Origin of the sequence: Haladaptatus salinisoli, assembly GCF_020614375.1 — an archaeon.
Classification (GTDB): domain Archaea; phylum Halobacteriota; class Halobacteria; order Halobacteriales; family Haladaptataceae; genus Haladaptatus; species Haladaptatus salinisoli.
In genome coordinates this window covers 1,832,966-1,856,087 of the sequence record NZ_CP085327.1, presented here as the reverse complement: position 1 = coordinate 1,856,087, position 23,122 = coordinate 1,832,966, and the positions used below count along the sequence as shown (strand labels likewise).

The 23,122-nt window shown below is 65.4% G+C and carries 30 protein-coding genes; 15 read left to right on the top strand and 15 right to left on the bottom strand.

Annotated features, from left to right (window positions below; genetic code table 11):
• Positions 1-6 precede the first annotated feature (6 nt).
• Positions 7-882: a ribose-phosphate diphosphokinase gene (gene prs / locus LIX00_RS10150; protein ID WP_227353076.1), complete on the bottom strand. Its 876-nt coding sequence runs from the start codon at positions 880-882 to the stop codon at positions 7-9.
• 285 nt (positions 883-1,167) lie between these two features.
• On the opposite strand from prs, the gene LIX00_RS10145 reads away from it, so the two are divergent.
• Positions 1,168-1,653: a helix-turn-helix domain-containing protein gene (locus LIX00_RS10145; protein WP_227353075.1), complete on the top strand. Its 486-nt coding sequence runs from the start codon at positions 1,168-1,170 to the stop codon at positions 1,651-1,653.
• Here the strand turns inward: LIX00_RS10145 and LIX00_RS10140 are convergent.
• Positions 1,650-2,417 carry an HVO_0234 family beta-propeller protein gene (locus tag LIX00_RS10140; protein ID WP_227353074.1) on the bottom strand — a complete coding sequence of 256 codons (768 nt, stop codon included), beginning with the start codon at positions 2,415-2,417 and terminating at the stop codon, positions 1,650-1,652. The two genes, LIX00_RS10145 and LIX00_RS10140, sit on opposite strands and share 4 nt — an antisense overlap.
• Positions 2,414-2,569: a hypothetical protein gene (locus LIX00_RS10135; RefSeq protein ID WP_227353073.1), complete on the bottom strand. Its 156-nt coding sequence runs from the start codon at positions 2,567-2,569 to the stop codon at positions 2,414-2,416. The genes LIX00_RS10140 and LIX00_RS10135 overlap by 4 nt, the downstream gene beginning before the upstream one ends.
• Positions 2,570-2,613: 44 nt before the next feature.
• Between LIX00_RS10135 and glmM the strand changes: the two genes are divergently transcribed.
• A complete protein-coding gene (gene glmM, locus LIX00_RS10130; RefSeq protein WP_227353072.1) occupies positions 2,614-3,978 on the top strand; it encodes a phosphoglucosamine mutase in 1,365 nt (454 codons plus the stop codon).
• On the opposite strand, the gene LIX00_RS10125 is transcribed toward glmM, so the two are convergent.
• The 4 genes from LIX00_RS10125 to upp form a co-directional block, all read right to left on the bottom strand.
• A complete protein-coding gene (locus LIX00_RS10125) occupies positions 3,975-5,090 on the bottom strand; it encodes a DUF7118 family protein (protein WP_227353071.1) in 1,116 nt (371 codons plus the stop codon). The two genes, glmM and LIX00_RS10125, sit on opposite strands and share 4 nt — an antisense overlap.
• Before the next feature lies 1 nt (position 5,091).
• Positions 5,092-5,493: a phosphoribosyl-AMP cyclohydrolase gene (gene hisI / locus LIX00_RS10120; protein WP_227353070.1), complete on the bottom strand. Its 402-nt coding sequence runs from the start codon at positions 5,491-5,493 to the stop codon at positions 5,092-5,094.
• Between the two features lie 95 nt (positions 5,494-5,588).
• A complete protein-coding gene (locus tag LIX00_RS10115) occupies positions 5,589-5,870 on the bottom strand; it encodes a GYD domain-containing protein (protein ID WP_227353069.1) in 282 nt (93 codons plus the stop codon).
• A gap of 121 nt (positions 5,871-5,991) precedes the next feature.
• On the bottom strand, positions 5,992-6,669 hold the full coding sequence (gene upp, locus LIX00_RS10110) for a uracil phosphoribosyltransferase (protein WP_227353068.1): 678 nt from the start codon (positions 6,667-6,669) through the stop codon (positions 5,992-5,994).
• A 143-nt stretch (positions 6,670-6,812) separates the two neighbouring features.
• Here upp and LIX00_RS10105 point away from each other — a divergent pair, with 143 nt between their 5' ends.
• The 3 genes from LIX00_RS10105 (at position 6,813) to LIX00_RS10095 (ending at position 10,054) form a co-directional block, all read left to right on the top strand.
• Complete coding sequence (locus tag LIX00_RS10105) at positions 6,813-7,109, top strand: DUF7990 family protein (RefSeq protein ID WP_227353067.1); 297 nt, start codon at positions 6,813-6,815, stop codon at positions 7,107-7,109.
• 1 nt (position 7,110) lies between these two features.
• Complete coding sequence (locus LIX00_RS10100) at positions 7,111-8,085, top strand: ArsA family ATPase (RefSeq protein WP_227353066.1); 975 nt, start codon at positions 7,111-7,113, stop codon at positions 8,083-8,085.
• 118 nt (positions 8,086-8,203) lie between these two features.
• Positions 8,204-10,054 (top strand): carbon starvation CstA family protein, encoded by a 1,851-nt coding sequence (locus LIX00_RS10095; RefSeq protein ID WP_227353065.1) that lies wholly within the window; start codon positions 8,204-8,206, stop codon positions 10,052-10,054.
• Here LIX00_RS10095 and LIX00_RS10090 read toward each other — a convergent pair.
• The gene (locus tag LIX00_RS10090; RefSeq protein WP_227353064.1) at positions 10,051-10,683 is read right to left on the bottom strand and encodes a DUF8052 family protein; all 633 of its coding nucleotides are present in this window, start codon (positions 10,681-10,683) and stop codon (positions 10,051-10,053) included. The genes LIX00_RS10095 and LIX00_RS10090 overlap by 4 nt on opposite strands.
• A gap of 104 nt (positions 10,684-10,787) precedes the next feature.
• On the opposite strand from LIX00_RS10090, the gene LIX00_RS10085 reads away from it, so the two are divergent.
• The 3 genes from LIX00_RS10085 to LIX00_RS10075 all read left to right on the top strand — a co-directional run bounded on the left by LIX00_RS10085 (position 10,788) and on the right by LIX00_RS10075 (position 12,595).
• On the top strand, positions 10,788-11,552 hold the full coding sequence (locus tag LIX00_RS10085) for a class I SAM-dependent methyltransferase (protein WP_227353063.1): 765 nt from the start codon (positions 10,788-10,790) through the stop codon (positions 11,550-11,552).
• Between the two features lie 25 nt (positions 11,553-11,577).
• Positions 11,578-11,799, top strand: coding sequence for a DUF8007 family protein (locus LIX00_RS10080; RefSeq protein ID WP_227353062.1), 222 nt, complete (start codon positions 11,578-11,580; stop codon positions 11,797-11,799).
• A gap of 106 nt (positions 11,800-11,905) precedes the next feature.
• On the top strand, positions 11,906-12,595 hold the full coding sequence (locus LIX00_RS10075; RefSeq protein WP_227353061.1) for a DUF5828 family protein: 690 nt from the start codon (positions 11,906-11,908) through the stop codon (positions 12,593-12,595).
• Positions 12,596-12,638: 43 nt separating this feature from the next.
• Here the strand turns inward: LIX00_RS10075 and LIX00_RS10070 are convergent, their stop codons facing one another.
• Positions 12,639-12,869 (bottom strand): DUF6199 family natural product biosynthesis protein, encoded by a 231-nt coding sequence (locus LIX00_RS10070; RefSeq protein ID WP_227353060.1) that lies wholly within the window; start codon positions 12,867-12,869, stop codon positions 12,639-12,641.
• A 135-nt stretch (positions 12,870-13,004) separates the two neighbouring features.
• On the opposite strand from LIX00_RS10070, the gene LIX00_RS10065 reads away from it, so the two are divergent.
• Positions 13,005-14,189, top strand: coding sequence for an inorganic phosphate transporter (locus tag LIX00_RS10065; RefSeq protein ID WP_227353059.1), 1,185 nt, complete (start codon positions 13,005-13,007; stop codon positions 14,187-14,189).
• Position 14,190: 1 nt separating this feature from the next.
• On the opposite strand, the gene LIX00_RS10060 is transcribed toward LIX00_RS10065, so the two are convergent.
• Together LIX00_RS10060 and trpY are read right to left on the bottom strand one after the other, a co-directional pair.
• Positions 14,191-14,829: an IMPACT family protein gene (locus LIX00_RS10060; RefSeq protein WP_227353058.1), complete on the bottom strand. Its 639-nt coding sequence runs from the start codon at positions 14,827-14,829 to the stop codon at positions 14,191-14,193.
• Positions 14,830-14,953: 124 nt separating this feature from the next.
• Positions 14,954-15,457 (bottom strand): TrpY family transcription regulator, encoded by a 504-nt coding sequence (gene trpY / locus LIX00_RS10055; protein ID WP_227353057.1) that lies wholly within the window; start codon positions 15,455-15,457, stop codon positions 14,954-14,956.
• 87 nt (positions 15,458-15,544) lie between these two features.
• Here trpY and LIX00_RS10050 point away from each other — a divergent pair, with 87 nt between their 5' ends.
• From LIX00_RS10050 to LIX00_RS10040, 3 genes are all read left to right on the top strand, one after another.
• On the top strand, positions 15,545-16,117 hold the full coding sequence (locus LIX00_RS10050; RefSeq protein WP_227353056.1) for a putative glycolipid-binding domain-containing protein: 573 nt from the start codon (positions 15,545-15,547) through the stop codon (positions 16,115-16,117).
• A 191-nt stretch (positions 16,118-16,308) separates the two neighbouring features.
• Positions 16,309-16,608: a hypothetical protein gene (locus LIX00_RS10045; RefSeq protein ID WP_227353055.1), complete on the top strand. Its 300-nt coding sequence runs from the start codon at positions 16,309-16,311 to the stop codon at positions 16,606-16,608.
• Positions 16,609-16,963: 355 nt separating this feature from the next.
• Positions 16,964-17,257, top strand: coding sequence for a GYD domain-containing protein (locus LIX00_RS10040; RefSeq protein ID WP_227353054.1), 294 nt, complete (start codon positions 16,964-16,966; stop codon positions 17,255-17,257).
• A 435-nt stretch (positions 17,258-17,692) separates the two neighbouring features.
• On the opposite strand, the gene hisB is transcribed toward LIX00_RS10040, so the two are convergent.
• Positions 17,693-18,280 carry an imidazoleglycerol-phosphate dehydratase HisB gene (hisB, locus tag LIX00_RS10035; RefSeq protein ID WP_227353053.1) on the bottom strand — a complete coding sequence of 196 codons (588 nt, stop codon included), beginning with the start codon at positions 18,278-18,280 and terminating at the stop codon, positions 17,693-17,695.
• Between the two features lie 149 nt (positions 18,281-18,429).
• Between hisB and LIX00_RS10030 the strand changes: the two genes are divergently transcribed.
• Positions 18,430-18,606, top strand: a complete 177-nt coding sequence (locus LIX00_RS10030; protein ID WP_227353052.1) for a hypothetical protein — start codon at positions 18,430-18,432, stop codon at positions 18,604-18,606.
• Here the strand turns inward: LIX00_RS10030 and hisA are convergent.
• The gene (gene hisA / locus LIX00_RS10025; protein ID WP_227353051.1) at positions 18,603-19,325 is read right to left on the bottom strand and encodes a 1-(5-phosphoribosyl)-5-[(5-phosphoribosylamino)methylideneamino]imidazole-4-carboxamide isomerase; all 723 of its coding nucleotides are present in this window, start codon (positions 19,323-19,325) and stop codon (positions 18,603-18,605) included. The genes LIX00_RS10030 and hisA overlap by 4 nt on opposite strands.
• Before the next feature lie 76 nt (positions 19,326-19,401).
• On the opposite strand from hisA, the gene LIX00_RS10020 reads away from it, so the two are divergent.
• Together LIX00_RS10020 and fer are read left to right on the top strand one after the other, a co-directional pair.
• Positions 19,402-20,589, top strand: a complete 1,188-nt coding sequence (locus LIX00_RS10020; RefSeq protein ID WP_227353050.1) for an inorganic phosphate transporter — start codon at positions 19,402-19,404, stop codon at positions 20,587-20,589.
• A 73-nt stretch (positions 20,590-20,662) separates the two neighbouring features.
• Positions 20,663-21,052 (top strand): ferredoxin Fer, encoded by a 390-nt coding sequence (gene fer / locus LIX00_RS10015; RefSeq protein WP_227353049.1) that lies wholly within the window; start codon positions 20,663-20,665, stop codon positions 21,050-21,052.
• 53 nt (positions 21,053-21,105) lie between these two features.
• Here the strand turns inward: fer and LIX00_RS10010 are convergent, their stop codons facing one another.
• Positions 21,106-21,987, bottom strand: coding sequence for an ABC transporter permease (locus LIX00_RS10010; RefSeq protein ID WP_227353048.1), 882 nt, complete (start codon positions 21,985-21,987; stop codon positions 21,106-21,108).
• Positions 21,984-23,066 (bottom strand): ABC transporter ATP-binding protein, encoded by a 1,083-nt coding sequence (locus LIX00_RS10005; protein ID WP_227353047.1) that lies wholly within the window; start codon positions 23,064-23,066, stop codon positions 21,984-21,986. Before LIX00_RS10005 ends, LIX00_RS10010 begins: the two co-directional genes overlap by 4 nt.
• Positions 23,067-23,122: the final 56 nt, after the last annotated feature.

Below are 23,122 nucleotides of genomic sequence, written 5' to 3'. Positions count from 1 at the left end.
TTCGCGTTACAGCGCGTTCGCGACCGCCGGCGCGACCGACACCCGACTCACCGCCCGCTCGACGGTGTCGGTGCCGTACACCGCCTCGACGCCGGCCCGCGCGAGTTTCGTCCGGGCGTTTCGCGCGAGCATCGGGTGGACGCAGGTGACGAACACGCGGCCGACGTCGCGCTGCTGGAGGAGGGAGACGGCCTCGCTCATCGTCGAGCCGGTGGCGATGATATCGTCGGTGACGACCACGTCGCGGCCGGTCACGTCGGTGTCGCTGGGCGTCACCTCGACCTCCGTTCCCGAGAGGCGCTTCTTCTCGAAGTAGTCGGTCGCGCCGCGACCGTAGGCGTCGCGCACCGTCTCGGCGATGACGAGCGCGCCGTCGTCCGGCGAGAGGAAGACGGGGTCGATCAGGTCGTCCGGAAGCGGGTCGGCGAGTCGACCGGCGGCGTCCACCGGTTCGGCGGGCACGTCGAAGAAATCGCAGACCGCGTCCTCGTGGGGGTTGACCGTGAGCACGCGGTCGGTGCCGGTGCTGATGGCACGAGCGACCGCGCGGGCGGAGACGGGGTAGCCCGGCGCGGAGCCCTCCTTCGCCTGCCCGGGTGCGAGCGGTTTGTCCTGCCGGGCATAGCCCATGTACGGGAGCACCGTCGTCACCTCCTCGGCACCCCACTCGCGGGCGGCGTCCTGCAACTGGAGGAGTTCGAGGTGCGCGTCGCTGGAGACGGTCGAAGCGACGACGACGGCGCGGTCGTTCTCGAATCCCGGCGCGCTCGCGAGCAGTTCCCCGTCCGGAAACGTCCGGTACTCCACGGGTGCGAGCGGTTCGTCCAGCTCGTCGGCGAGCGCGGTCGCCACGGACTGCGAGGCGGACCCACTGAGTATCATACGAAAAAACTGGGTAGCACGGGTTAAACCCGTTTTCACTCGGCGATGCGTCGGTGAGTCCGAGGACGACGCCGACGTTCCACGTTTCGCGACGTCTCGACGCGGATTCCCCTCGTCCGACTCGGCCTTGGTGCTATCACTAGATTCCATCGTCGTACGTGGAACCGTTCCGAAAGAACCGAAGCGCGATGCCGACCCAGACAAACGTACACAGACTGACGAATACGGTTCTATACGCCAGCCTAATAGCATTATATTTATGTTATAATGTCGTAACGACAGTCGATGGTCTCGGTAACTCGGCTCGATATCGACGCGCCGCCGGGGGTAGACGAAAACGACCTCACGCCGGCCGAGACGGGAATCTTGAACCTGCTCGCCGAAGGTCGGTGTACCCCCGCGTACGTCGCCAGCGAACTAGCGATAGGAGCGGAAACGGCCAGAATCACGTTGGACGGGCTCCGCGAGCGCGGCCTCGTCGGTAAAGCCTATCGCGGTCTCTACGAACTCCGACTCGGCGAGAAAGGAAACGACTCGAAGTACCGGCAGACGGAGACGCTCCTCGCGGACGTACCGTTCGAGGACGACGAGTTCTCGCCGGTCGAACGGGGCGTGTTGAATCTCCTCGTCGAGGGACGGGCGTCCCCCGCCTACCTCGCGCAGGAACTCGACGTGACGCCGGAGTGCGTGAAAGACCGCCTCCGCGACCTCGTCCGCCTCGGCCTCGTTCGGAAGGCGCACCGCGGACTGTACGCGCTCGACGCGGACTAGCGAACCGCGAGCGCCGACACGCCGGTCAGCCCGAGGTGGCGACTTCGCCAGCCGTCGCCGACCGTCGCCAGAAACGCACCCGACTCGGTCGCGGCGTACACGCCGTCGCCGAACGCGACGTCGACGACGGGTTCGGCGACCGGAAGCGACGCTTCCCGCCACTCGTCACCGTCGCGGACGAAGAACGCGTCGCCGGTCGCGGCGTACGCCCTCTCGTCCGTCGCGCTCACGACTCGGAAGTCCCCCGCCGCCGCGTCCATCCAACCGTTGCCGAGTCGGTACAGTCCGTCGGCGGTCGCCGCGAGCGGAACCCCGGCGGTGGCGACGTCTCTGGCGTCGTCCAGTCCGACGTGTCGGACGCCGTCGCCCGAGAGTCGGTAGACGCCGTCGGCGGTCGCTACCAGGTCTCCGTCGATAGCCCGCACGTCGTCCAGCGACGCCAGTTCGCGCCACCGGTCGTCGTAGCGCGCGAGCCGTCCGTCCGGCCCAGCCGCGATTAAATCGTCGCCGTCGAACCCGACGGCGACCGCGGAACCGAAATCCAGCGGGGCGAACTCGCGGTCGAGAACGTCCTCGTCGGTGGCGACCGCGATGCGTCCGTCCGTTCCGGCGACGTCCCGGGCGACGCAGCGGTGGGCGATGGAGAACTCGCCGACGATGTCCGCGGAGACTTCGACGCGGGCGACGCCGAGTTCCGTGGCGACGTAGACGGTGGTCGTCCCCTTCCGGTCGCCGTAAACTCGCTTTTCGTCGATGCTGCTCATGCCCGAACGAGGGACTCGAACCGGGGAAAGCGTTCGGGTTCGCGGCGGTACCGGTCGCCGGAGGCGCGCTCGGCGGTCGGTCGGTCACCGTCCTCGGCCGGGCGTCGCCGGTCGAAGCGGCCGCGGCGCGACCGACAGAGGCGGAACAGCACCGGTATTCGGAATCTCTTTGAAGGCGGAAACCCCACGCCCGCACATGAAGGTGTTCGGCTCGAGCGGAACGCGGGGGGTCGCGAACGACGAACTCACCCCCGAGTTCGTGCTCAAGATAGCGAAGGCGGCGGGGACGGTCTGGCGCTCCGACCGAGTCGCCCTCGCTCGAGACACGCGAGCCACGGGCGACATGCTCGCGGACGCCGCCGCCAGCGGGCTAGCGAGCGTCGGAGCGGACGTGGACCGCCTCGGCGTCCTGCCGACGCCCGGCGCGCAGGCGTACGCCGAGCGCGAGGGGATTCCGGCGCTGATGATAACCGCGAGCCACAACCCGCCGGAGTACAACGGCGTGAAGCTCATCGGCGACGACGGAATCGAACTCGACATCGGGAGTTTGGAGCGCGTCGAAGAGAAATTCCTGACCGAGGCGTTCGACGAAGTTCGCTGGAGCGAGACGGGACACAGCGACTACATCGAGGACGCCCGCGAGTGGTACGTCTCGCAGTTGCTCGACGCGCTCGATAGGGAGCGAATCGCCGACGCGCACCTCACCGTCGCGCTCGACCCGGGACACGGTGCCGGGTCGCTCACGTCCCCCGAGTTCTTCCGCAAACTCGGCTGCGAGGTCGTCACCGCCAACAGCCAGCCGGACGGCCACTTTCCCGGCCGCAATCCCGAGCCGATTCCGGAGAACCTAGACGACCTCGGTCGATTGGTCGAAGCGAGCGACGCGGACGTGGGAATCGCTCACGACGGTGACGCGGACCGCGCCATCTTCTACGACGAGAACGGCGAGTACATCGAGGGCGACGCGACGCTCGCCGCGCTCGCGTCCGCGCAACTCGAACCGGGCGACGCCGTCGTCTCCGCCATCAACGTCTCCCAGCGTCTCGTGGACGTCTCCCGCGAAACGGGTTCGACGCTGGAACTGACGCCCATCGGAAGCACGAACATCATCACCCGCATCCGAGAGCTACATGACCAAGACGTGGCGGTTCCCGTCGCCGGAGAGGGCAACGGCGGCATCTTCTTCCCGAACTATCGGCTGACGCGCGACGGAGCGTACACCGCCGCGAAGTTCCTCGAACTGCTGACCGAACGCCGCGCTAGCGAGGTGGTCGCGCCGTACGACGGCTACCACAACGTTCGAACGAACGTCCCGTACACGACGGACGCCGAACACGACGCGCTGCTCGCGGCCGCCGAGCGGAAGGCGAACGAGTCGAAGGCGGAGCTGAACACCCGGGACGGCTATCGGCTGGACTTCGGCGACGCGTGGGTGCTCGCGCGACCGAGCGGCACGGAGCCGATGGTCCGAATCTACGCCGAGGCCCGCGAACGCCAACGGGCCGAAGAGCTGGTGGCGGAGATAGAAGACGCGCTCCGAACCGCGAAAGCCAGCGCCTAGCGCTCCGGACGGTCGGAGAGCGCGTCGGCGAGTTCCGTCCTTCGTTCGCGCGCTCGCTCGAGTTCGTCGTCGACGGCTCCGCGAGCGAGTCGGTCGCGCTCCTCGTCGGTTAGCTCCGCGCGCGCCTGCGCGGCGGTCCGCAGGCGGTCGAATCGGGTTCCGTCGTAGGTGAGTCGCTGCACCTCGCGGAGTCGCGCGACCGCCTCGGGCGGTGCGAACCGAGCAGCGACACGAATCGCTTCCTCGCACCACCACCGGAGTTCGTCGGCGGGCGGCGGCGGCCAGCCGACCGTGAGGGGGTCGGCGTCGAGTCGTTCGAGGTACGTCTCGTTCGTGGCGACGGTCCGTTTCAGCGCGTCCGGGTCGGGGACGTAGTGGTCGAGTTTCGACCGCGAGTAGCGGGCGAACTCCAGCAGGTCGGGGAGCGATCTCGTCCCGGCGTCGCTCTCGCGCAGGTGGTCGCGGAGGTCGTCCGGCGGCGACTCGAAGCCGACCAGCGGATACCGTTCGGTCGCCGCGAGAAACGCGACCACCTCGCGGGCGCTGGCCTCGCGTTTGAACGCGCGGAACGCGTCGGTGACCGCCTCGTCGGCGGTCTCGATGGGCTCGCGAATCTCCTCCGTGGGGGCGTCCAGATCGGCGTCGCCGAGTTCCCGGAGTCGTTCGAGGTGGGCGATTTCCTCGTCCAGTTCGGTGAGCTTCCGAGAGACCGCGTGACGAGCGTCGCGGTATCGCTCGTGGGCGGCGCGACGTTCGTCCAGCAGGGCCGCGACCTCGGCGGCGGGTTCGAGCGCGGCGCGCGCCTTCTCGAAGTCGCGTTCTGCCAGTCGACGCTTGTCGATGGCCGCCTCGGCGCGTTCGAACGCCTCGCGCTCCGGCAGATCGTCAGGCAGGTTCTCCACGAAGTCGGCGAACGCGCCTTGGAACTCCACGAACGCCTGAAAGTCCCCGGTACCGGTTGCTCTGCTCTCGTAGCGGTCGAGGAGGCCCGTCGCGCGGTCGCGGGCGTCGGCGACCGCTTCGACTCGCTCTTCGCCGTGCTCCGCGACCGCGGCTTCGGCCTCTCGGCAGGCCTCGTCCGCGTTTCGGAGGGTGGAGAGCGGGTCGTTCATGTCACTCGTAGATTTCGTCGGGGTCGAACGCTCGCTCGCCGACGACCTCGGTTTCGGCGGTCGTCTCGTCGCTCAGGGAGTCGAGTCTGCGGTAGAAACAGGAGCGGTAGCCCGTGTGACAGGCGCCGCCCTCCTGTTCGACGCGGTAGAGGAGGGCGTCGCCGTCGCAGTCGACGCGAACCTCGTCGACGCGCTGGACGTGACCGCTAGTGTTGCCTTTCCGCCAAAGTTCGTCCCGACTGCGGGAGTAGTAGTGCGCGAAACCGGTGTCGAGGGTCCGTTCGACCGCCTCGGGCGAGACGTAGGCCAGCATGAGCACGTCGCCGGTGTCGGCGTCCTGCGCGACGGCGGGAAGCAGTTCGTTCTCGTCGAAGGCGAGGGCGACGTCGGACGGTTCCGTCATAGTGGAAACGTGAGTGGTGGGCGAAATAGGCTTTTTCGCTCCGGACGGGAGGTTCGGTCGGACGCTCGCGGCGGCGGCGACGAGCGCGGGCGGAATCAGTCCTCGACGAGTTGGGCGAAGTCGTCTATCGGGATTATCTCCATCGTCTGCATGTCCATCCCGTGACTCTCGACCGCGATGCCCGCCTTGAACGCGGTGTCCCTGTCCGGCGCGTCGAAGATGAGCAGGTAATCGTACTCGCCGAGCACCGCGTAACTCCCCTCGAGATCGACGCCGAACTCCTCGAACTCGATGCGGATATCGCCCCAGACGGACGCCAGTTCCTGCACGTTCTGTATCTGTCCGCGGATGTCGACGAGTGCAACGTACTTTGCCATTTGTACCGTGTCTGTCCCCGACTCGAAAAACAGTTTTAGCCATTATCTCAAAAGACCCGCCGCTATCCTCGAAATCGTGCCGGTCGGCCTAAAGACGGCGGACGTTCGCGGACGGCGTTCCTCAGGTCGTGCGGAACGCGCGGTCGCCGGCGTCGCCTAGGCCGGGCACGATGAAACCGTCGTCGTTCAGGTGGTCGTCGATGCTCACCGTCAGCAGGTCGGCCTCGGGAAACTTCTCGTGGACGTTGAGGAGGCCGTCGGGGGCGCTCACGGCGGAGAGGACGAAGAGGTTCTCCGGGTTCGGTTGCTCGCCGAGCACCTCCTCCAGGACGGCGCACATCGTGCTCCCGGTGGCGAGCATCGGATCGGCGACGATGACAGTGTCCTTCTCGGTGATTTCGGGGAGTTTCACGTAGTCGATGGTGATGGGGAACTCGCCCGCCTCGTCCATGCCCGCCTCCTCGTCGCGCCCGGCGCTGATGACGCCCTGCTTCGCGCGGGGGAACGCCTTCAGCAGACCCTCCACGAACGGCGTCGCGGCCCGGAGGACGTTGATGATAACCACGTCGTCCAGCCCTTTGACGCGCTCGCCGGTCGTCTCGGTCAGCGGCGTGTCGATGGAGACGTACTCGGTATCCATCGCGCCGTCGATTATCTCGTAGCCGCAGATGCGGCCGAGTTTCACCAGCCCCTTGCGGAACCCGACCTGCTCCGTCCGCTCGTCCCGAATCTTCGAGAGGGTGTCTTTCGCCATGGCGTGCGTGATGAGGTGGGCGTCACCGCGTTTTTCGATGGTCATACGCGATTCGTGCGCGGGAGGGGGCTATAAGGTAACGATACGAGGGAACCCGCGGTGGAGAGTGTCACGCCGCTTCGGGTCGCAGCCGGCCGGCGTTCGTCGAATAGCGAACGCCTTAACCGGACGAAGGTCGTTGTCAACGTATGTCACTCCACGAGCGAATATCCGCGTACCGAGCGTGGCTCCACGAGGTCCTGCACGGGCTCTACCACGGGATGATCGAACACCCGTCGTTCGAACTCATCGAGAATGAAGCGGAGGACGTGGAAGACGAGTTCCTGTTCGCCTGCTTCTCGGACGCCTTCGGCATCCCGAGCCCCGTCTCCTACTACACCGTCGAACTGCTTCCCTACCTCGCCGACGAGTTCGAGGCGTTCGAGCGCCGGATGTGGGACCGTGAATCGCTCGTCGAACGCAAGGGCCAACAGTACCACTTCTGATATGGAAAAGTTCGTCTTCTTCGGCGGGAAGGGCGGCGTCGGTAAAACGACCGTGTCCAGCGCCTACGGGCTGAAGTGCGCCCGGTCGGGGTTGAAGACGCTCGTCGTCTCGACCGACCCGGCTCACAGCACCTCCGACGTGTTCGACCAACAGTTCGGCGACGAACCCGCGTCGGTCGAGGGGCACGAGAACCTCTGGGCGATGGAGATCGATCCGGACGAGGAGGTCGAAGAACACATGATGGAGATAAAGCGGACGATGAGCGACCAGGTGAGCCCCGCCATCGTGAACGAAATCGACCGTCAGATTGAGCTCGCCCACCGCACGCCCGGCGCGTACGAGGCGGCGCTGTTCGACCGATTCGTCGACGTGATGCGCGACAGCGAGGAGTACGACCGAGTCGTCTTCGACACGTCGCCGACCGGCGGAACGCTCCGCCTCCTCGCGCTTCCGGACTTCCTCGAAGGGTGGATAGACCGCCTACTGGAGAAACGGACGAAGAGCATCGACCTGTTCGAGAAGGCCGCAATCGGAGAGCGGGAGGCCCGCAGACGCGCCGAGAACGACCCCATCATCGCACGCCTTCGGGAACGAAAGGAGACCTTCGAGTTCGCGGGGAACGTGCTCCGAAACGAGGCGGCGTTCTTCCTCGTGCTCAATCCCGACGAACTGTCGATTCGCGAGACCAGCCGTGCCATCGAGGAACTCACCGAGTCCGGCCTCGCGGTGTCCGGACTCGTCATCAACAAGGTAACGCCGAAACCGGAGGAGAGCGAGGACGGTCGCGGGGCGAAATACCTCCGCGAACGGTGTCGAACCGAGCGCGAGCGAATCGACCATATCCGCGGGTCGTTCGACGAACCCGTGGTCGCCGTCGTCGAGTCGCGGGTCGAAGAGGTGAAAGGAACGCTGCTCTCGGACGTCGCGGACGAGTTGGACGTGGCGGCCGAACGGACGCCAAAATCCACCGGATAGCTGTCAATAACAAGGACTCATTGCCGCATAAAAGAGGTTTTCAAACCCATCATACCGTCGAGAACAGAAGGAACACTTATTGTGCTTCGTCATTCTGTATCCCGTGGGGCTTAATACCATGGCTACAGCAATCATATGGCTAGTACTAGGCGTGCTGGTACTTTTCAGCGTCGGATATCTCGGCTACTCGCGCTACCTCGCACGATTCGTCGAACTCGACGACAGTCGGGACACGCCGGCACATAAGTACGAGGACGGGCAGGAGTACGTTCCTGCGAAGAAGACCGTCCTCCTCGGGCATCACTATTCGAGCATCGCGGGCGGCGCGCCCATCGTCGGGCCGATCACGGCGGGCGCGGCGTTCGGGTGGCTTCCCGCAATCCTGTGGATCGCCATCGGGAATCCCATCCTCGGGGCGGTTCACGACTTCATGGCGCTGTCGGGGAGCCTCCGGCACGAAGGGAAGTCCATCGGGTACATCATGGGCGAGTACGTCGGCGAACGCGGCAAGAACATGCTGCTGTGGTTCGCGTTCCTGACCATCATCCTCGTCATCGCGGTGTTCGCGCTGGTGGTGGCGGTGGTCTTCGACGCCTTCCCGAGCGCGGCGACCGCGAGCATGCTCTACATCCTGCTCGCGCTGGTGTTCGGCGTGTGGCTCTACCAGTTGGACCTCCCGTTCGGAATCGGGACGGTCATTTTCGTCGCCGGCGTGTTCGCCAGCGTGTGGATCGGCATACAGTACCCGATCGCGCTGTTCAACCACTCGGGACTCTCGTCCGACGTCATCGTCCTGTTCGGCGACGGCGGGTCGTGGCTCCCGCTGGCCCAGTCGCCCGATCACAACGCCAACCGGGCGGCGTGGGTACCGGTCGTCATCCTCTACGCGTTCATCGCCAGCGTTCTCCCGGTGTGGACGCTCCTGCAACCGCGCGACTACCTGTCGTCGTTCCTGCTGTACGCGGGCGTCGGCGGAATGCTGGTGGCGATAATCGCCGGATCGCTCGGACTGTTCAGCCCGGTTACGATCGACGGAACGACGTACTCGTCGCTGTCGACGCAGCTACCGGCGTTCACGGGATTCTACAGTGACGCGCTTGGACCTATCTTCCCGTTCCTCTTCGTCACCATCGCCTGCGGAACGATAAGCGGGTTCCACTCGCTCGTCTCCTCGGGCACGACGGCGAAGCAGTTGAACACGGAGAGCGACGCCCGCGTCATCGGCTACGGCGGCATGCTCGGCGAAGGACTGCTCGCCACCACCGCGGTCGCCGCGCTCGCCATCGTCGCAACCACGCAGTTCACCAGCGGACTTGCTGGCGCGTTGGCGAACTTCCCGACCGGCGGCGGCGTCATGCTGTCGAGCCTCGGAATACCGGTCGCGTACGGCGTCCCGTTCATCGGACTGGTGTTCGTCAGTTTCCTGCTGACGAGCACCGACACGGCGGTTCGCCTCGGTCGGTACATGTTCGAGGAGATCGTCGGAACGCCGGAGACGAGCGCGCAGAAGTCGCTGACGAACCGCTACGTCAACGCGGGCATCCAGTGTGTCATCGCGTACGTCCTCGTCACCAGCGGGACGTGGGAGAGCCTCTGGCCCCTGTTCGGCAGCGCGAACCAACTGCTCGCGGCGCTCGCCCTGCTGACGGCGACCATCTGGCTCGTCAACTGGGACGACAGCAAGCAGTTGCTCAGCACGGGCGGGCCGTTGGTGTTGATGTTCGCGGTGACCATCGTCGCCCTACTGTGGATCGCGCTCATCAAGGCACCGCAGGGAATCATGGACGCTAGCTCGACGATAGAGGCCGTCTCGCTCGGTGCGCAGGCCATCATCTCGCTCATCCTCGCGGGACTGGCGCTGGCACTGGCGCGAATCGGCTATCGAAACATCGCGTCCGCCCGACGCGAGCGACCCAGTACGCCGGTCGCCGACGGGGGTGAGGCCGACGGCGGCGAGGTGGACGACTAGGAACGAAGTCGGCGCACGACGCGCCCGAACAATCCCTCTCTCTTCGATTCGAGCGGTCGCCAGAGGGCGAACGCCGCGCTCACGTCGGCGTTTTTGCTGGCGACTATTTCTTCGCTCTCCGGCGCGACGACGACGAGATTTATCTCGTAGCGTCCGTAGTAGCCGAACTTGAGGAGCGTCCGGTCGCGGAATCCGGAGACGAACTCCCGCACGTCGGCCGGAATCTCGGGCGCGACCAGCGCGAACGTGAACTCGGTGCCGAAGTGCTCTTCGTCGGCGTCGATCCACTCGTCGGCGAGGTCGTGCCCGAGTTCCACGAGCGATTCGATGTCCGAGACGCGAACCGACTCGACGCGGCGGACGAACAGGTGTTCCTCGATGGTGTGGTTGGCGTAGTTGAGCGACCGGTGGAAGAACTGCTTCTGATTCTCCATCAGCATACGCCCGTAGAGCGTGAACCGCTCGCCGCGAACCGAGTAGGATTTCTCCAAGTCGAAGTTGACGAACAACCGATCGCTCACCCTGTCCACGTACTCGTCCTCCCAGTCGGGGACGTCGATTTCGCTCTCCGCTCCGGACTCCTCCCCCCGTACTCGTGACGCGTCGTGTGGCCCGACACCGCTATCCATATCGGGTCGCTCGCTCGGGAGCGATAAATAACCGTTGCTGGATGCTAGTCGGTACCGACGCTCATCGTAGATTTATTACAAGTGATAGTGTGTGACAGAGTGTGATGGGCGCTGATCCACTCGGTCGAGCGATGCTCGACTACCAACGGGGCGGACTGCGCGGCGAGTGTCTGTACCGAGACGGTGCGGACGTGCAGGACGGGAACGTCCGCGGACACTACTTCACGCCGCCGGAGGAGTGGCGCGACGACTGGCGCGAACTGCTCGAATCGCTGGCGTTCCCCGTCGTGGACGTCGGATGCGGGGTGGGCCAGCACGCCGAGTTCCTGCAAGACCGGGGCGAAGTCGTCGCCATCGACGTGAGTTCCGCCGCCGTGAAAGCGGCGAGCGAGCGCGGCGTCCGCGACGCTCGCGTCATGGACATGTTCGAGCTGGACTTTCCGCGCGACCGGTTTCGGTCCGCGCTCGTCAGCGGAACGCAAATCGGCCTCGCGCAGTCGCTCGCGGGGGCGCGCGACTTCCTCGCCGACCTCGCCCGTATCACCGACGAGTCGGGCGTCGCGGTCGTGGACAACTACGACCCCACGGAACTCGAACCGGGCGAGTTGTTCGGCTACCGCCCCGACCCGCGACCGGGGGTCGCGCACCGGACCTTCCACTTCGAGTACGTCCGCGACGGGGACCGAGAGGTCGGGCGAAGCCTCCACTTCGTCCTCTTTTCGCCCGACCGACTCCGCGACGTGACCGTCGGAACGCCGTGGCGCGTCGCCGAGGTACAGTCGCGGGGCGGGTTCTACAAGGCGAAACTGACGAAGGACGGAGCCGAGTCGAAGGGAGGAGAGGAGACAGTGAGTAGGGACAACGCATAACACGGTCGCGACCGTACCGCGGGATATGAGCGAAAAGTGGACGGAGGCGTGCGGTCGATGCGGTCTCTCGTCGGTGGTCGACGCCACGTCGGACGGGGAACCGCGGGATCCCTACGGCGACGCGCGAATCGAGGTGTCCGAATCGGAGTTGCGGGCGGTCAACGGGCACGTCGAACTCCTCGGCCGGGCGAAGCGGCGACTCGACTCGTTCGCCGAGCGATTCGCGTACGGAAAGCCGCGAGAATAGCGGCCCTCGGCGCGAACCGAGGACGTGCGAGACGAACCCCTAAACGGCCGAAAATCGACCGGCAGTAAGAGGTAAATCCGTGCGCGCCATACGGCCCACCGACTAGATGGAAGAAAGCATCTCTGGCTTCAAGCTCCGCGGTAGCTGGGGAGACATCGTCGAGCACGGTGAGCGAATCACACGGGCCCTCCGAGAAACGGGTGCGTCGGGCGAAGCGTTCGAGGAGTGGGACGAATGGCGGCCGAAATCCCACGAACGCCTCGGCGAGGACGTGGCCGAGAAGACCGCCGAACAGGCCCACGTCGCCGAGGGAAAGGGCGAGCGAGCGGGCGAGTCGCCGGACGACGACCTCAAGACGGCGGGCGAGAAGCTGACCGAATCCTACGAGAAGCTCGAAGAAGACGACACCGAAGGTGCGATGGACAGGTGGCACGACTCCGTGAACTACGTCGCCCGCGCCGCCGACTCCGCCGGTCGAAAAGCCATCCGCAAGGTTGAGGACACCGTCTACCAGAAGGTGATGACCCAACTCGCGCCGTACTACTTCGACAACGACCTCGTCAGCGCGAACGTCCAGCAGACGAGCCGGATGGAGAACGGCGAGGAGGGGTTCATCTTCGAGGTGAACGTCAACGACGACGACCTCAAAGAGCGCGTCTCGGAACTGCTCGCATCCTACGAGGACGAGTACGACCGCTGGCACGTCGACACCGAGAAGGAGACCGAAACCGTCGAAGCCGCGGAGGGCGTCGAACCCCCGAAGCGGGGCGACGGACCGCAGGCGAACACGAACTGAAGTCTGCGGCGGTAGCTCGGCAGCGTTTCGACGTTCTACCGACTCAACCGAACGCGGCGAACAGAAGAATCGCCGCGCCGACGGCGGCGAGACAGCCGCCGAGAACTCTCGTGAGGGCGACGTTCCATTCGGCCGGTTCGACGCTTCCCGTCCGCCGAGCGCTCCCGACGGCGTCGAGTCGCTCCTCGAATCGAGCGACCCCGTAGGCGTGTCTCACGCCGAGGAGTCCGAGCCCCAGCAGAACGCTTCCAACGACGCCGGCGACCGCGACCATGGTTACTCGACCGTAAGTCACCTATCCCCCATAGATAATCTTCCGTTCGTCGACGGAACCGACTCGTCACGAGGCGCATCGCGGCGGGCGTTCGAGTCGGTACACTATTGTCCCGAGAGGGGAAAACTGGCGGACATGGCAGGGTTGGTGACGGTGGTCATCGCCGGAATGGCGAGTCTCTTCATGGCGTGGGCCATCGGCGCGGGGTCGAGCGGTTCGACCCCCTTCGCCCCGGCGGTCGGCGCGAACGCCCTCTCGGTGATGCGCGCCGGATTTCTCGTCGGCATCCTCGGATTTCTCGGAGCCGCCTTGCAGGGGGCGAACGTCTCCGAGGCGGTGGGCCGGGAATTGATAATCGGCGTGCAACTGTCGCCGCTCGCCGCGACGACGGGACTCCTCACCGCCGCGATACTGGTCGCTATCGGCGTCTTCACGGGCTATCCCATCGCCACCGCGTTCACCGTCACCGGCGCGATTGTGGGCGTCGGGCTGGCGCTCGGCGGCGACCCCGCGTGGGCGAAGTACCAGCAGATAATCGCGCTCTGGGTGCTCACTCCCTTCGTCGGCGGGGGAATCGCCTACGCGACCGCCCGAACGCTCCGGCACGAGGCCGTGCCCGAAGGCGTCGCCATCCCCCTCCTCGGCGGCGTGGTGGGCCTCATCGTCGCGAACATTGGCTTCGTCTTCCTCGGCCCGCCGGGGGTGAACGCGTCCATCGCGGACGCCACCGCTGGTGCGTTCTCGTCCCCCCGAATCAGCGGCGTCGATTCGGGAGCCGTCCTCGCGTCGGTCGCGTTCGCCGGCGCGGTCACGCTCGCGCTCCGGCGAGAGCTCGCGGCGGACGACACCCGCGGTCAGCGGCGCTTTCTGCTCGCGCTCGGCGGCCTCGTCGCGTTCTCGGCGGGCGGAAGTCAGGTCGGCTTGGCAATCGGTCCGCTGCTCCCCCTCTTGGACGATTTTACGATTCCGCTCGTGGCGGTGCTGGTCGCCGGGGGACTCGGCCTCCTCGCCGGGTCGTGGACGGGCGCGCCGCGGATGATAAAGGCGCTCGCGCAGGACTACTCGGCGCTCGGGCCGCGGCGCTCCATCGCCGCGCTCATCCCGGCGTTCGCCATCGCGCAGGCCGCGGTCTTCTTCGGCATCCCCGTCTCGTTCAACGAAATCATCGTCAGCACCATCATCGGGAGCGGATACGCCGCGAGCGACGGCGGCGTCAGCGGGCGAAAGATGGGGTACACCGTGCTCGCGTGGGTGCTCTCGCTCGCCCTCGCGCTCGGCGTCGGATACGGCGTGTTCACCGCGGTTCGGTCGGTCGCGTGAGCTACGTCGCGGTCTCGATGTCGGCTCGGCCGCTCGTCGCGCTGCGGAGGCGGTCGCACAGCGCGTCGGTCGCCGCGACCGGAACGCGAACCGAAAACCGCACGTCCGCGCCGTACTCCGCGTCGAACTCCACGCCTTCGCTCTCCAGGATTCCTCGAACCGTCCCCGAATCGTCGTACTCGACCGCGATGGCGATGCGCTCGTGCGGGCGCTCCTCGACGAGTCCGGCGTCGTCCACCGCCTCCTTGACGGCGCGGGAGTACGACCGCACCAGCCCGCCGACCCCGAGGTTCGTCCCGCCGTAGTAGCGCGTGACGACGACGACCGCGTTCTCCACGTCGCGCTGCCGGAGGACGTTCAGCGCCGGTTTGCCGGCGCTTCCGGACGGTTCGCCCTCGTCGCTCGAATACTCCCGGAGGTATCCGCCGCGGTCCCGGTCGGGGGCGTTTCCGTCGGCCCGAACTCGGTACGCGGGCACGTTGTGCGTGGCGTCCGGGTGGAGGTCGTCGATTTCGGCGACGAACGATTCGGCGGTCTCGACGCTCTCGGCGGGGGCCGCGTAGCCGATGAACTCGGAGCCGCGGACTTCGAACGCCGATTCGCCTCGATTCGCCACGGTTCGGTACGTCGTGCCGCCCATCGACGGGGGGTTCGGGAGCGAACACCGAAAAGGCGCGGATGTTGGGACGGGCGGAGGAGCCGAGAAGGGAGGTCGAGAATAGGGGAGAACGAAGGGGTCGGTGGTCGACTCCGGCCACCCCGATTCAGCTGAGTCGAATCTGCCGCACGAACTCGAGGTTCTTCAGGTCGTTCAGCACGTCGCCGGGGATGTCCTCGTCGGTCACGAGGTAGAGTCGAGGGTCGTCGGTGAACTCCGGGTCTTCGCTTATCGTCTGGCGGATGGAGATGTCGTTGTCGGCCAGCATCGTCGTGACGGTGGCGACGATGCCCGGTTGGTCGGCGTCGGTCACGTCGATAGTGAGGACCGACAGGTCGAGCACCGGAGCCAGGTCCCGCAGGCTGGGAATCGAGGAGATGTTCTGGAAGATGCGGCGCAGTTCTTCGTCTGCCAGAATCGCGTCCGAGGTCGAATCGACCACCCGACGGTCGACCCCGATTTCGCGCGCTATCTGCGTGTTCGGAATCTCGATGCCGCCCGAGACGACGCGACCCTCGTCGCTCACCGAGAAACCGCGTTCGAGCAACAGCCTGATGACCCGCTGCTGGCTCGGACTGCCCTCGAACTTCTGCATGATTCTGTCGAACATCCTTGTCGAAGGTAGACGCGCCCGACGATTTAGTCCTGTGGGGTTCGAAGGGGTGGATTCATCGCCGCTCCCGTCGTCGGACGCGCCATGGAACGAGAGGTCGTCTGGGAGACGAGAGGCGGAATCGGCACCGAACACCTCACCGTCGAGTTCGAGGACCCCGTCCGCGCGGACGGGGTCCTCGCGGGAGTCGCGGAGGGCGAAGGCACGAAGGAACCGTTCCGAATTCGCTACCGCGTGCGGTGCGACGCGTCGTGGACGGTTCGGCGGGTCGAAATCGACCCCCTCGGAGAGGAGACCGGAATCGAACTCGAGCACGACGGCGAGGGAAACTGGACGAAAAACGGGGACGCCGCACCGGAACTCGGGGGGTGCCGCGACGTGGATATCGCGGTGACGCCCTTCACGAACGCGATTCCGATCCGCCGACTCGACTGGAACTCCGGCGAGAGCGCGACGATTTCGGTCGTCTACGTCGACGTACCGGCGATGACGACGGAGGCAGTCGAACAGCGATACACCTGTCTCGAACCGCTGGATTCGTCCGGCGGGGTGTTTCGGTACGAGAGTTTGGACAGCGAGTTCACCGCGGAGCTGCCGGTCGATTCCGATGGACTCGTGCTGGATTATCCCGGCCTGTTTCGGCGCGTCTATCCGTAGAGAGGGATTCGGTATCTCGGTTTTTCCCGCTCAGCGCCAGTCCGCACCGCCGTCGGATGCAGGGCGCGAATCGCTCGTTACTCCGCGGAAAAACCGCAGATAGTGCGATCGATCCGCGGGCGAAAGAGCCAACGTAACGGACAGATCAACGGAAATGGTGTTTATCGTAGTGGGAGTCCTCTTCGTGGCAAATGACGGAAATTACTCGCCGAACGTATCGAACTCCACTCGGGATTCTCGTCGGATTATGGGCACTCTGGGGACTGTACGCGCTGTGGACGAGCGGAATAGATTGGCAGAACTGGATCGCCGTTACCACCGTCGGTGGTATCACGGCAGTCTGTCTCGGGGCTCTCGCGTGGGCGATCGGCACGGCTACCGGCGATCGTTCGAAGCGAACGACCGCGTATCGACGACTCGTGCGGGTGTTCAGCGGCCTCGGAATCGTACTCCTCGGCGCGCTTGCCATCACCGCACTCGTCTTCGGGTAAGTCCGGCCGCGTTCCCGAACCGTGACCGGAGAAACACGGATTGGGACGTCGTCGTCCGACGATAGTTCCGAACGGTAACGATCGTACGCGGTTCGTCCACCTTCGTCTCTTATTATAATACGCAACGACCGAATCAAACGCTCGACAACCGCACCCCCGCTGAAGGAATCATGGGTCCGCGACCGGGCACGACCGCGGCACGGTTTTCGAAACGAAGAGAAGACCGAATAATCAGAGAATTTATATTATGCAGTAAAAGCGCCTAGCTGGGACCAGTAATGTGAGGATGTCCGACTTACAAGTTGAATGTTATTACACTAGGGTTATCACTATTGCCGTCGTCTCACTGTGTGCGATGCCAACGTATATCACCCTTTGGAACTTCACCCCAGAGGGCGCTAAAACGGTGCGGGACAGCCCATCGAACCTCGACCGCGTCGCCGACCGGTTCCAAGAACTGGGCGGCGAACTCCGCGAGTACTACCTGTTAATGGGGCAGTACGACTCCGTATCGATCTGTGACTTCCCGGACGATCAAACTGCGGCGCAAGCGGTGTTAAGCGTACTAGAGGAGGGGAACGCGACGGCCGAGACGCTTCGAGGATTCACGGGCGAGGAGTTCGCCGAGATGGTCGACGATACGGCTTGAGAGTCCGCTACCCAACCACGTACGAATTTATCTCAGCGGTCGCTAATCCGTTTGTTCTGGGTCTCCCGTTCTTCAATCCGATCGCGGAGGTACTGCGTAAGACACCGACGATAGTTCCAAATTCGCTGTGGTCCCGACGTTTGTCAAGTATGGAATAGATACTAACGATAGCGCGTACGCCGGAGGGAGTACTAACGTACACGGGTGTTTTCGTGCGCTTCTGTTTTCGGCCTGTAAACCCCGCGTAAGTGACGAATTCGTACTTTGGGCGCAATCGTCGGCGGGTTCCCACCGCCGAGTTTGTCGCGGCTCGTACCGTCGCCAGCATTCGGTCGCGGATACGCTCCGGCGTCCGAGACGCCGGTTCCGTCCGGACTGTCCTCGGTGTCGAATCAGAGCGCACGAGGTGAACGGAGAAATCGGCACCAGCGACTGTTACAGCGACTCTTTCGTGCTCGCCACGTCGCTCCGCCGTTCGTCGATCATCGTCGCGTCGTCCAACGCGCGCGCCAACCCCTTGAACAGGGCCTCTATCTCGTGGTGCGCGTTCTCACCCCTAACGCCCGCGTGGAGCGTCAACCCGGCGTTCATCGCCAGCGAACGGAGGAAGTGTTTCGCCATGTGGCTGGTCAGGTCGCCGACCCTGCCCTGCGAGAACTCGCCGTCGAACTCGAAGAGGGGACGACCGCTCACGTCCACGACGATGTCGGCGACCGCCTCGTCCAGCGGAACCCTTCGGTCGGCGAATCGGTGGATGGCTCGCCGGTCGCCGAGGGCTTCGTCGAACGCCCGCCCGAGGGTGATGGCCACGTCCTCGACCGTGTGGTGGTCGTCGACGTGCAGGTCGCCGTCGGCCCGCACGGTCAGGTCGAACAGGCCGTGGCGCGCGAAGCTATCGAGCATGTGGTCGAAGAAACCGATGCCCGTTTCGACCGTGGAGTCGCCGTCGCCGTCCACGTCCAGGGTCACTTCGATGCTCGTCTCCGCCGTTTCGCGCGTCACGGCGGCGGTTCGGTCGCTCATGGTCGGATATTCGTCCGGAGCTACAAGGTGGTTCCGTTCGCTGTCTCGCTCCGTCGGAATGGCTACCGGTCAGGTATCGTATCACTCGGATTGCCCGACATACGTCTGACGTAATTATATCTGTATCGCGCGCGAATATACAAACCGTAATGAAGCGTGACGTGTTGAGCGGGCTGATGGTCGCCATCGGAGTGCTCCTGTGCGGGACGGTTCCCGGCGTCGTTCTGGGCGCACCGATGGCCGCGGCCGGCGCGTACTGGTTCGCGGAGCCGCGGCTCGGCTCCGGGCAGGACGTGTTCCGGCGGCTCGCCAGACAGACCCGTTAGTCGAGAGCTTCCCGCGCCTCCGCCAGGGAGAACGCCCCTCGGTAGAGCGCGCTGCCGACCACCACCGCGGCGGCACCCGTCTCTCGGAGCGAGCGGACGTCGTCTACGGTTGCGACCCCGCCGCTCGCCACGACGGGGATGTCGACGGCCTCGGCGACTCGACTGACTGGATTCGCCCGGACGCCCTCCATTCGTCCTTCGACGTCGACGTCCGTGAACAGAATAGCGCCGGCGCCGAGTTCTTCGTACCGCGTCGCCGCCTCCGCCGGGTCGAGGCCGGTCGATTCCGTCCACCCGGAGACGAGGACGTCGCCGTCCTTCGCGTCGAGGCTCACCATCACCGAGTCGGGGTGTTCGTCGCTTATCTCGGCGACGATGTCCGGATTCTCTATCGCGGCGGTGCCGAGGATGACGCGGTCGACCCCGCGTTCGAGGAGGTCGATGGCGTCCTCTGCGGTGCGGATACCGCCGCCCAGTTGGATCTCGACTTCGACCGCGTCCAGAATCGACTCGACCGCGTCGGCGTTCTTTCGTTCGCCCTCGAACGCGCCGTCCAGGTCCACGAGGTGGAGCGTCCGCGCACCCTGTTCAACCCACTCTTCGGCCGCTTCGACGGGGTCGCCGTAGGCCGTCTCGGTGCCTTTCTCGCCCTGCACGAGTTGGACGACTTCGCCGTCCTGCATGTCGACCGCCGGGACGATTTCGAACGTCGGAAACATACTCGCGATTGGGTTTCGGGAGCGCGTAAATCCAGCGAGTCGTTACCGTTTAAGATGCGGAGGAGAATGTACGAATATGGTCGAAGTCTTGCTGGTGGTCGGTCTCGCAGTCGCGATGTTCGTCGGATTCAACATCGGCGGCTCCTCGACCGGCGTCGCGTTCGGTCCAGCGGTCGGCAGTCGCACCGTGTCGAAACTCGGCGCAGCGGGGTTGATGACCGCGTTCGCGCTCCTCGGCGGCTGGACGGTCGGGCGGAACGTCATCGAGACGATGGGCGGGGACATCGTCCCGAGCGGGCAGTTCACCCTCGCCGCCAGCGTCGGCGTCCTCTTTTTCGTCGGCTTGGCCCTGCTCATCTCGAACCTCTTCGGCGTACCCGCGTCCACGTCGATGACCGCGGTCGGTGCGATAGCGGGACTGGGCGTGGCGACCGGAACCCTGCACGAGCAGGTGATGTTCGAAATCATCTCGTGGTGGCTCATCGCGCCCGTCCTCGCCTTCTGGATGTGCGCCGTCATCGGGCGCTACCTCTACCCCTACCTCGACGTGTGGTTCCAACTCGAACAGTCGGAGGGACCGCTGGTGGAGTTCGACCGCGTCGGGTCGCTACCGTACCCGACCGTCTCCGCCAACGCGACGCCGAAGGAGTTCTTCGTCACCGTCCTCGTGGTCGGTATCGGCTGTTACATGGCGTTCTCGGCCGGCGCGTCGAACGTCGCCAACGCGGTCGCACCGCTCGTCGGAAGCGGTGCGATCGGCGAGAGTGAGGGCGTCCTGCTCGCGGGAGTGGCCATCGCGGTGGGCGCGTTCACCATCGCCCGGCGAACCCTCGATACGGTGGGTAACGACCTGACCGACCTGCCCCTACTCGCGGCGCTCATCGTCGAGGTCGTCAGCGCGAGTCTCATCACCTTCCTCTCCGCCATCGGCATTCCGGCCAGCCTCGCGGTGAGCGCGACGATGTGCATCGTCGGACTCGGGTGGGGTCGAGCGACCCGGACGGTGCGCATCTCCGACGCCGCCGCCGCCGCGGTTCGCGGGCGCGCCGAAGACGAGGAAGAGCGACCGGAGATGTCGGTCAACGCGCTCACCGCGGAGCAGGAGGAGGTGGCGAAGATAGGCGAAGAGGACCCGAACACGCTGCAAGCCAGCGACCTTTTCGACCCGTCCACGACGGCGCGGGTCGTCGGCCTCTGGATACTGACGCCCTCCATCTCCGCCATCGCGTCGTACCTCCTGTTCTCGCTCGTCCCGCTCGCCTGAGCCCGTTCCGGTTTATACTCCTTGCCGGTCGAAACAATAACTACTAACCATCCCGCGGACGAAGCCTCGGCTGATGCCTACCGTAGAATACCTCAACTACGAAGTGCTGGACGACCAGGGCTGGGATATGAACGACGACGACCTGTTCGACAAGGCCGCAGACGCCGACTTCGACGACGAGGATTACGGCTCGCTCGACGTCAACGAGGGCGAGTACATCCTCGAGGCCGCCGAGGCGCAGGGCTACGACTGGCCCTTCTCGTGCCGCGCCGGTGCCTGCGCGAACTGCGCCGCCATCCTCTTCGAGGGCGAAATCGACATGGACATGCAGCAGATCCTCAGCGACGAGGAGGTCGAAGAGAAGCAGGTGCGCCTGACCTGTATCGGCAGCGCGGCCACCGACGAGGTGAAGATCGTTTACAACGCGAAGCACCTCGACTACCTGCAGAACCGCGTCATCTAAGGCCCCGAGTATATCCGGGGGTTTCGTCGAACGGCAGACGGTTGCGACGCTCTTTATCGTACGTTCGAACTCGACGCCCGCCGGAGCAAGTAGACGGCGACGGAACCGAGCACCAAATCCAGCGCGACGAGCACGACGAGAGCGGGGACGAGCGCGTTCCACAGTCCGTCGAACCGCGAGACTTGAACGACGGTCATCACGTCCGCGCCGAGCATGATTGCCCGCGCGGCGTCGACGCCGTAGGTGATCGGGTTGAATCCGGCGACCGTCCGAATCCACTCCGGAAGCGCCGCCAGCGGTAAGAACGCGGTCGAGACGAACAGGAGGGGAAACTGGAGCAGGTTCGCTCCGATGATGGTCGACTCTTGGTCCCTGGTCAGCACCGCGAGCGAGTTCGACAGCGAGATGAACCAGAGGGAAAAGAGGACGCCGACGGCGACGATTCCCGCCGCGCCCACGACCCCGGTCGCGACCTCCGCGCCGAGCAGGACGCCGAGGCCGATGATGATGGAGATTTGCACCCCGATGCGAAGCACCTCGGCGGCGGTCTTCCCGACGAAAACGGCGGTACGGTTCATCGGCGTCGCCAGCACCTTCTCGAACATCCCGTTCTCGATGTCGTTCACCAGTCCGACGCCCGACGTCGCCGCCGCGGCGAGCGACACCTGGATGCAGATGGCCGGAACGAGGTAGGTTTCGTAGGAGATGGCGGCGCCGCCGCCGCGGTTGACGGCACCGGTGGCGACCTGCCCGAACACCTGGGTGAACAGCACGAGGAAGATTATCGGCTGGACGAGCGAGACGACGAGGACGAACGGGTTTCGAATCGCTTTGACGTTCCAGCGCTTGAAGTTCACCCAGACGTCCCCGAGGAACGTGTTACTCGACCGTCGAACGGGGGCGTCCGACGGGTCGGCGTCGAAGGGCGCGCTCATCCCCGTTCACCCCGTCCGGCGACCGGTTCGTCCATCGCCCGCGTCTCCTCGACGTGCTCGCCGGTGATGGCGAGGAAGACGTCGTCCAACGTGGGCGCTCTGACGTTGAAGCCGGTGACCGTCAGCCCGGCGTCGCGGAGCGCGACGAGGAGGTCGGTGCCGTTCGCTCGCGCCGACGCGGCCGTGACGGTGAAACCGTCGTCGGTGGCCTCTATCGCCGCGTCCGAATCGAAGACGTCCGCCTCCCGGGCGACTTCGACGGCGCGTCGGCGGTCGTCCTCGTCCTCCAGTTCGACGTCGAGGATTTCGCCGCCGACGCGCCGCTTCAGTTCCGCGGGCGACCCCACGGCGACGATTTTTCCGTCGAGGATGACCGCGATGCGGTCGCAGAGCTGGTCGGCTTCCTCCAGGTACTGGGTGGTGAGGAATATCGTCGTCCCCTCGTCGTTGATCCGTCGGAAGTAGTCCCACAGCCGGGTTCGGGCTTTCGGGTCCAGCCCCGTCGTGGGTTCGTCGAGGAAGACGAGGGGCGGTCGGTGGACGAGGGCCGTCGCCGTGTCGAGGCGCTTTTTCATCCCGCCGGAGAAATCCTCGGCTCGCTTGTCGGCCACGTCCGCCAAATCGGCGAGGTCGAGCAGTTCGTCGATTCGATTCGACCGCTCGTCCCGGGGAACGCCGTACGCCTCGCACGCGAATCGGATGTTCTCCCGGGCAGTCAGTTCGAGGTCGACGCTCGTCTCCTGCGCCATGTAGCCGATGGACTCCCGAACGCTCCGCGCGTCGGTCTCCACGTCGAACCCGTTCACCCGCACGTCGCCCGCGGTCGGGCGGAGCAGCGTCGCCAACACCTTGATGGTCGTCGTCTTGCCCGCTCCGTTCGGGCCGAGGAAGCCGAAGAGTTCGCCCTTCGGAACCGTCAGGGAGACGCCGTCGACGGCGCGGGTTCCGTCGGTGTAGGTCACCCGCAGGTCGTCCGCTTCGATCGCCGACGGTGGTTCGTCCTCCACTCCCGTTTCGGCGGCCGACCCGTTCGAACGCGAACGAGTCCGCTCCGGCGCTATCGAATCGTGTCCGGTCATGAAGTTCCTCGTATCCTACGGCGACCGGAGGGAAATACTCTCGAGTTCGAAACACC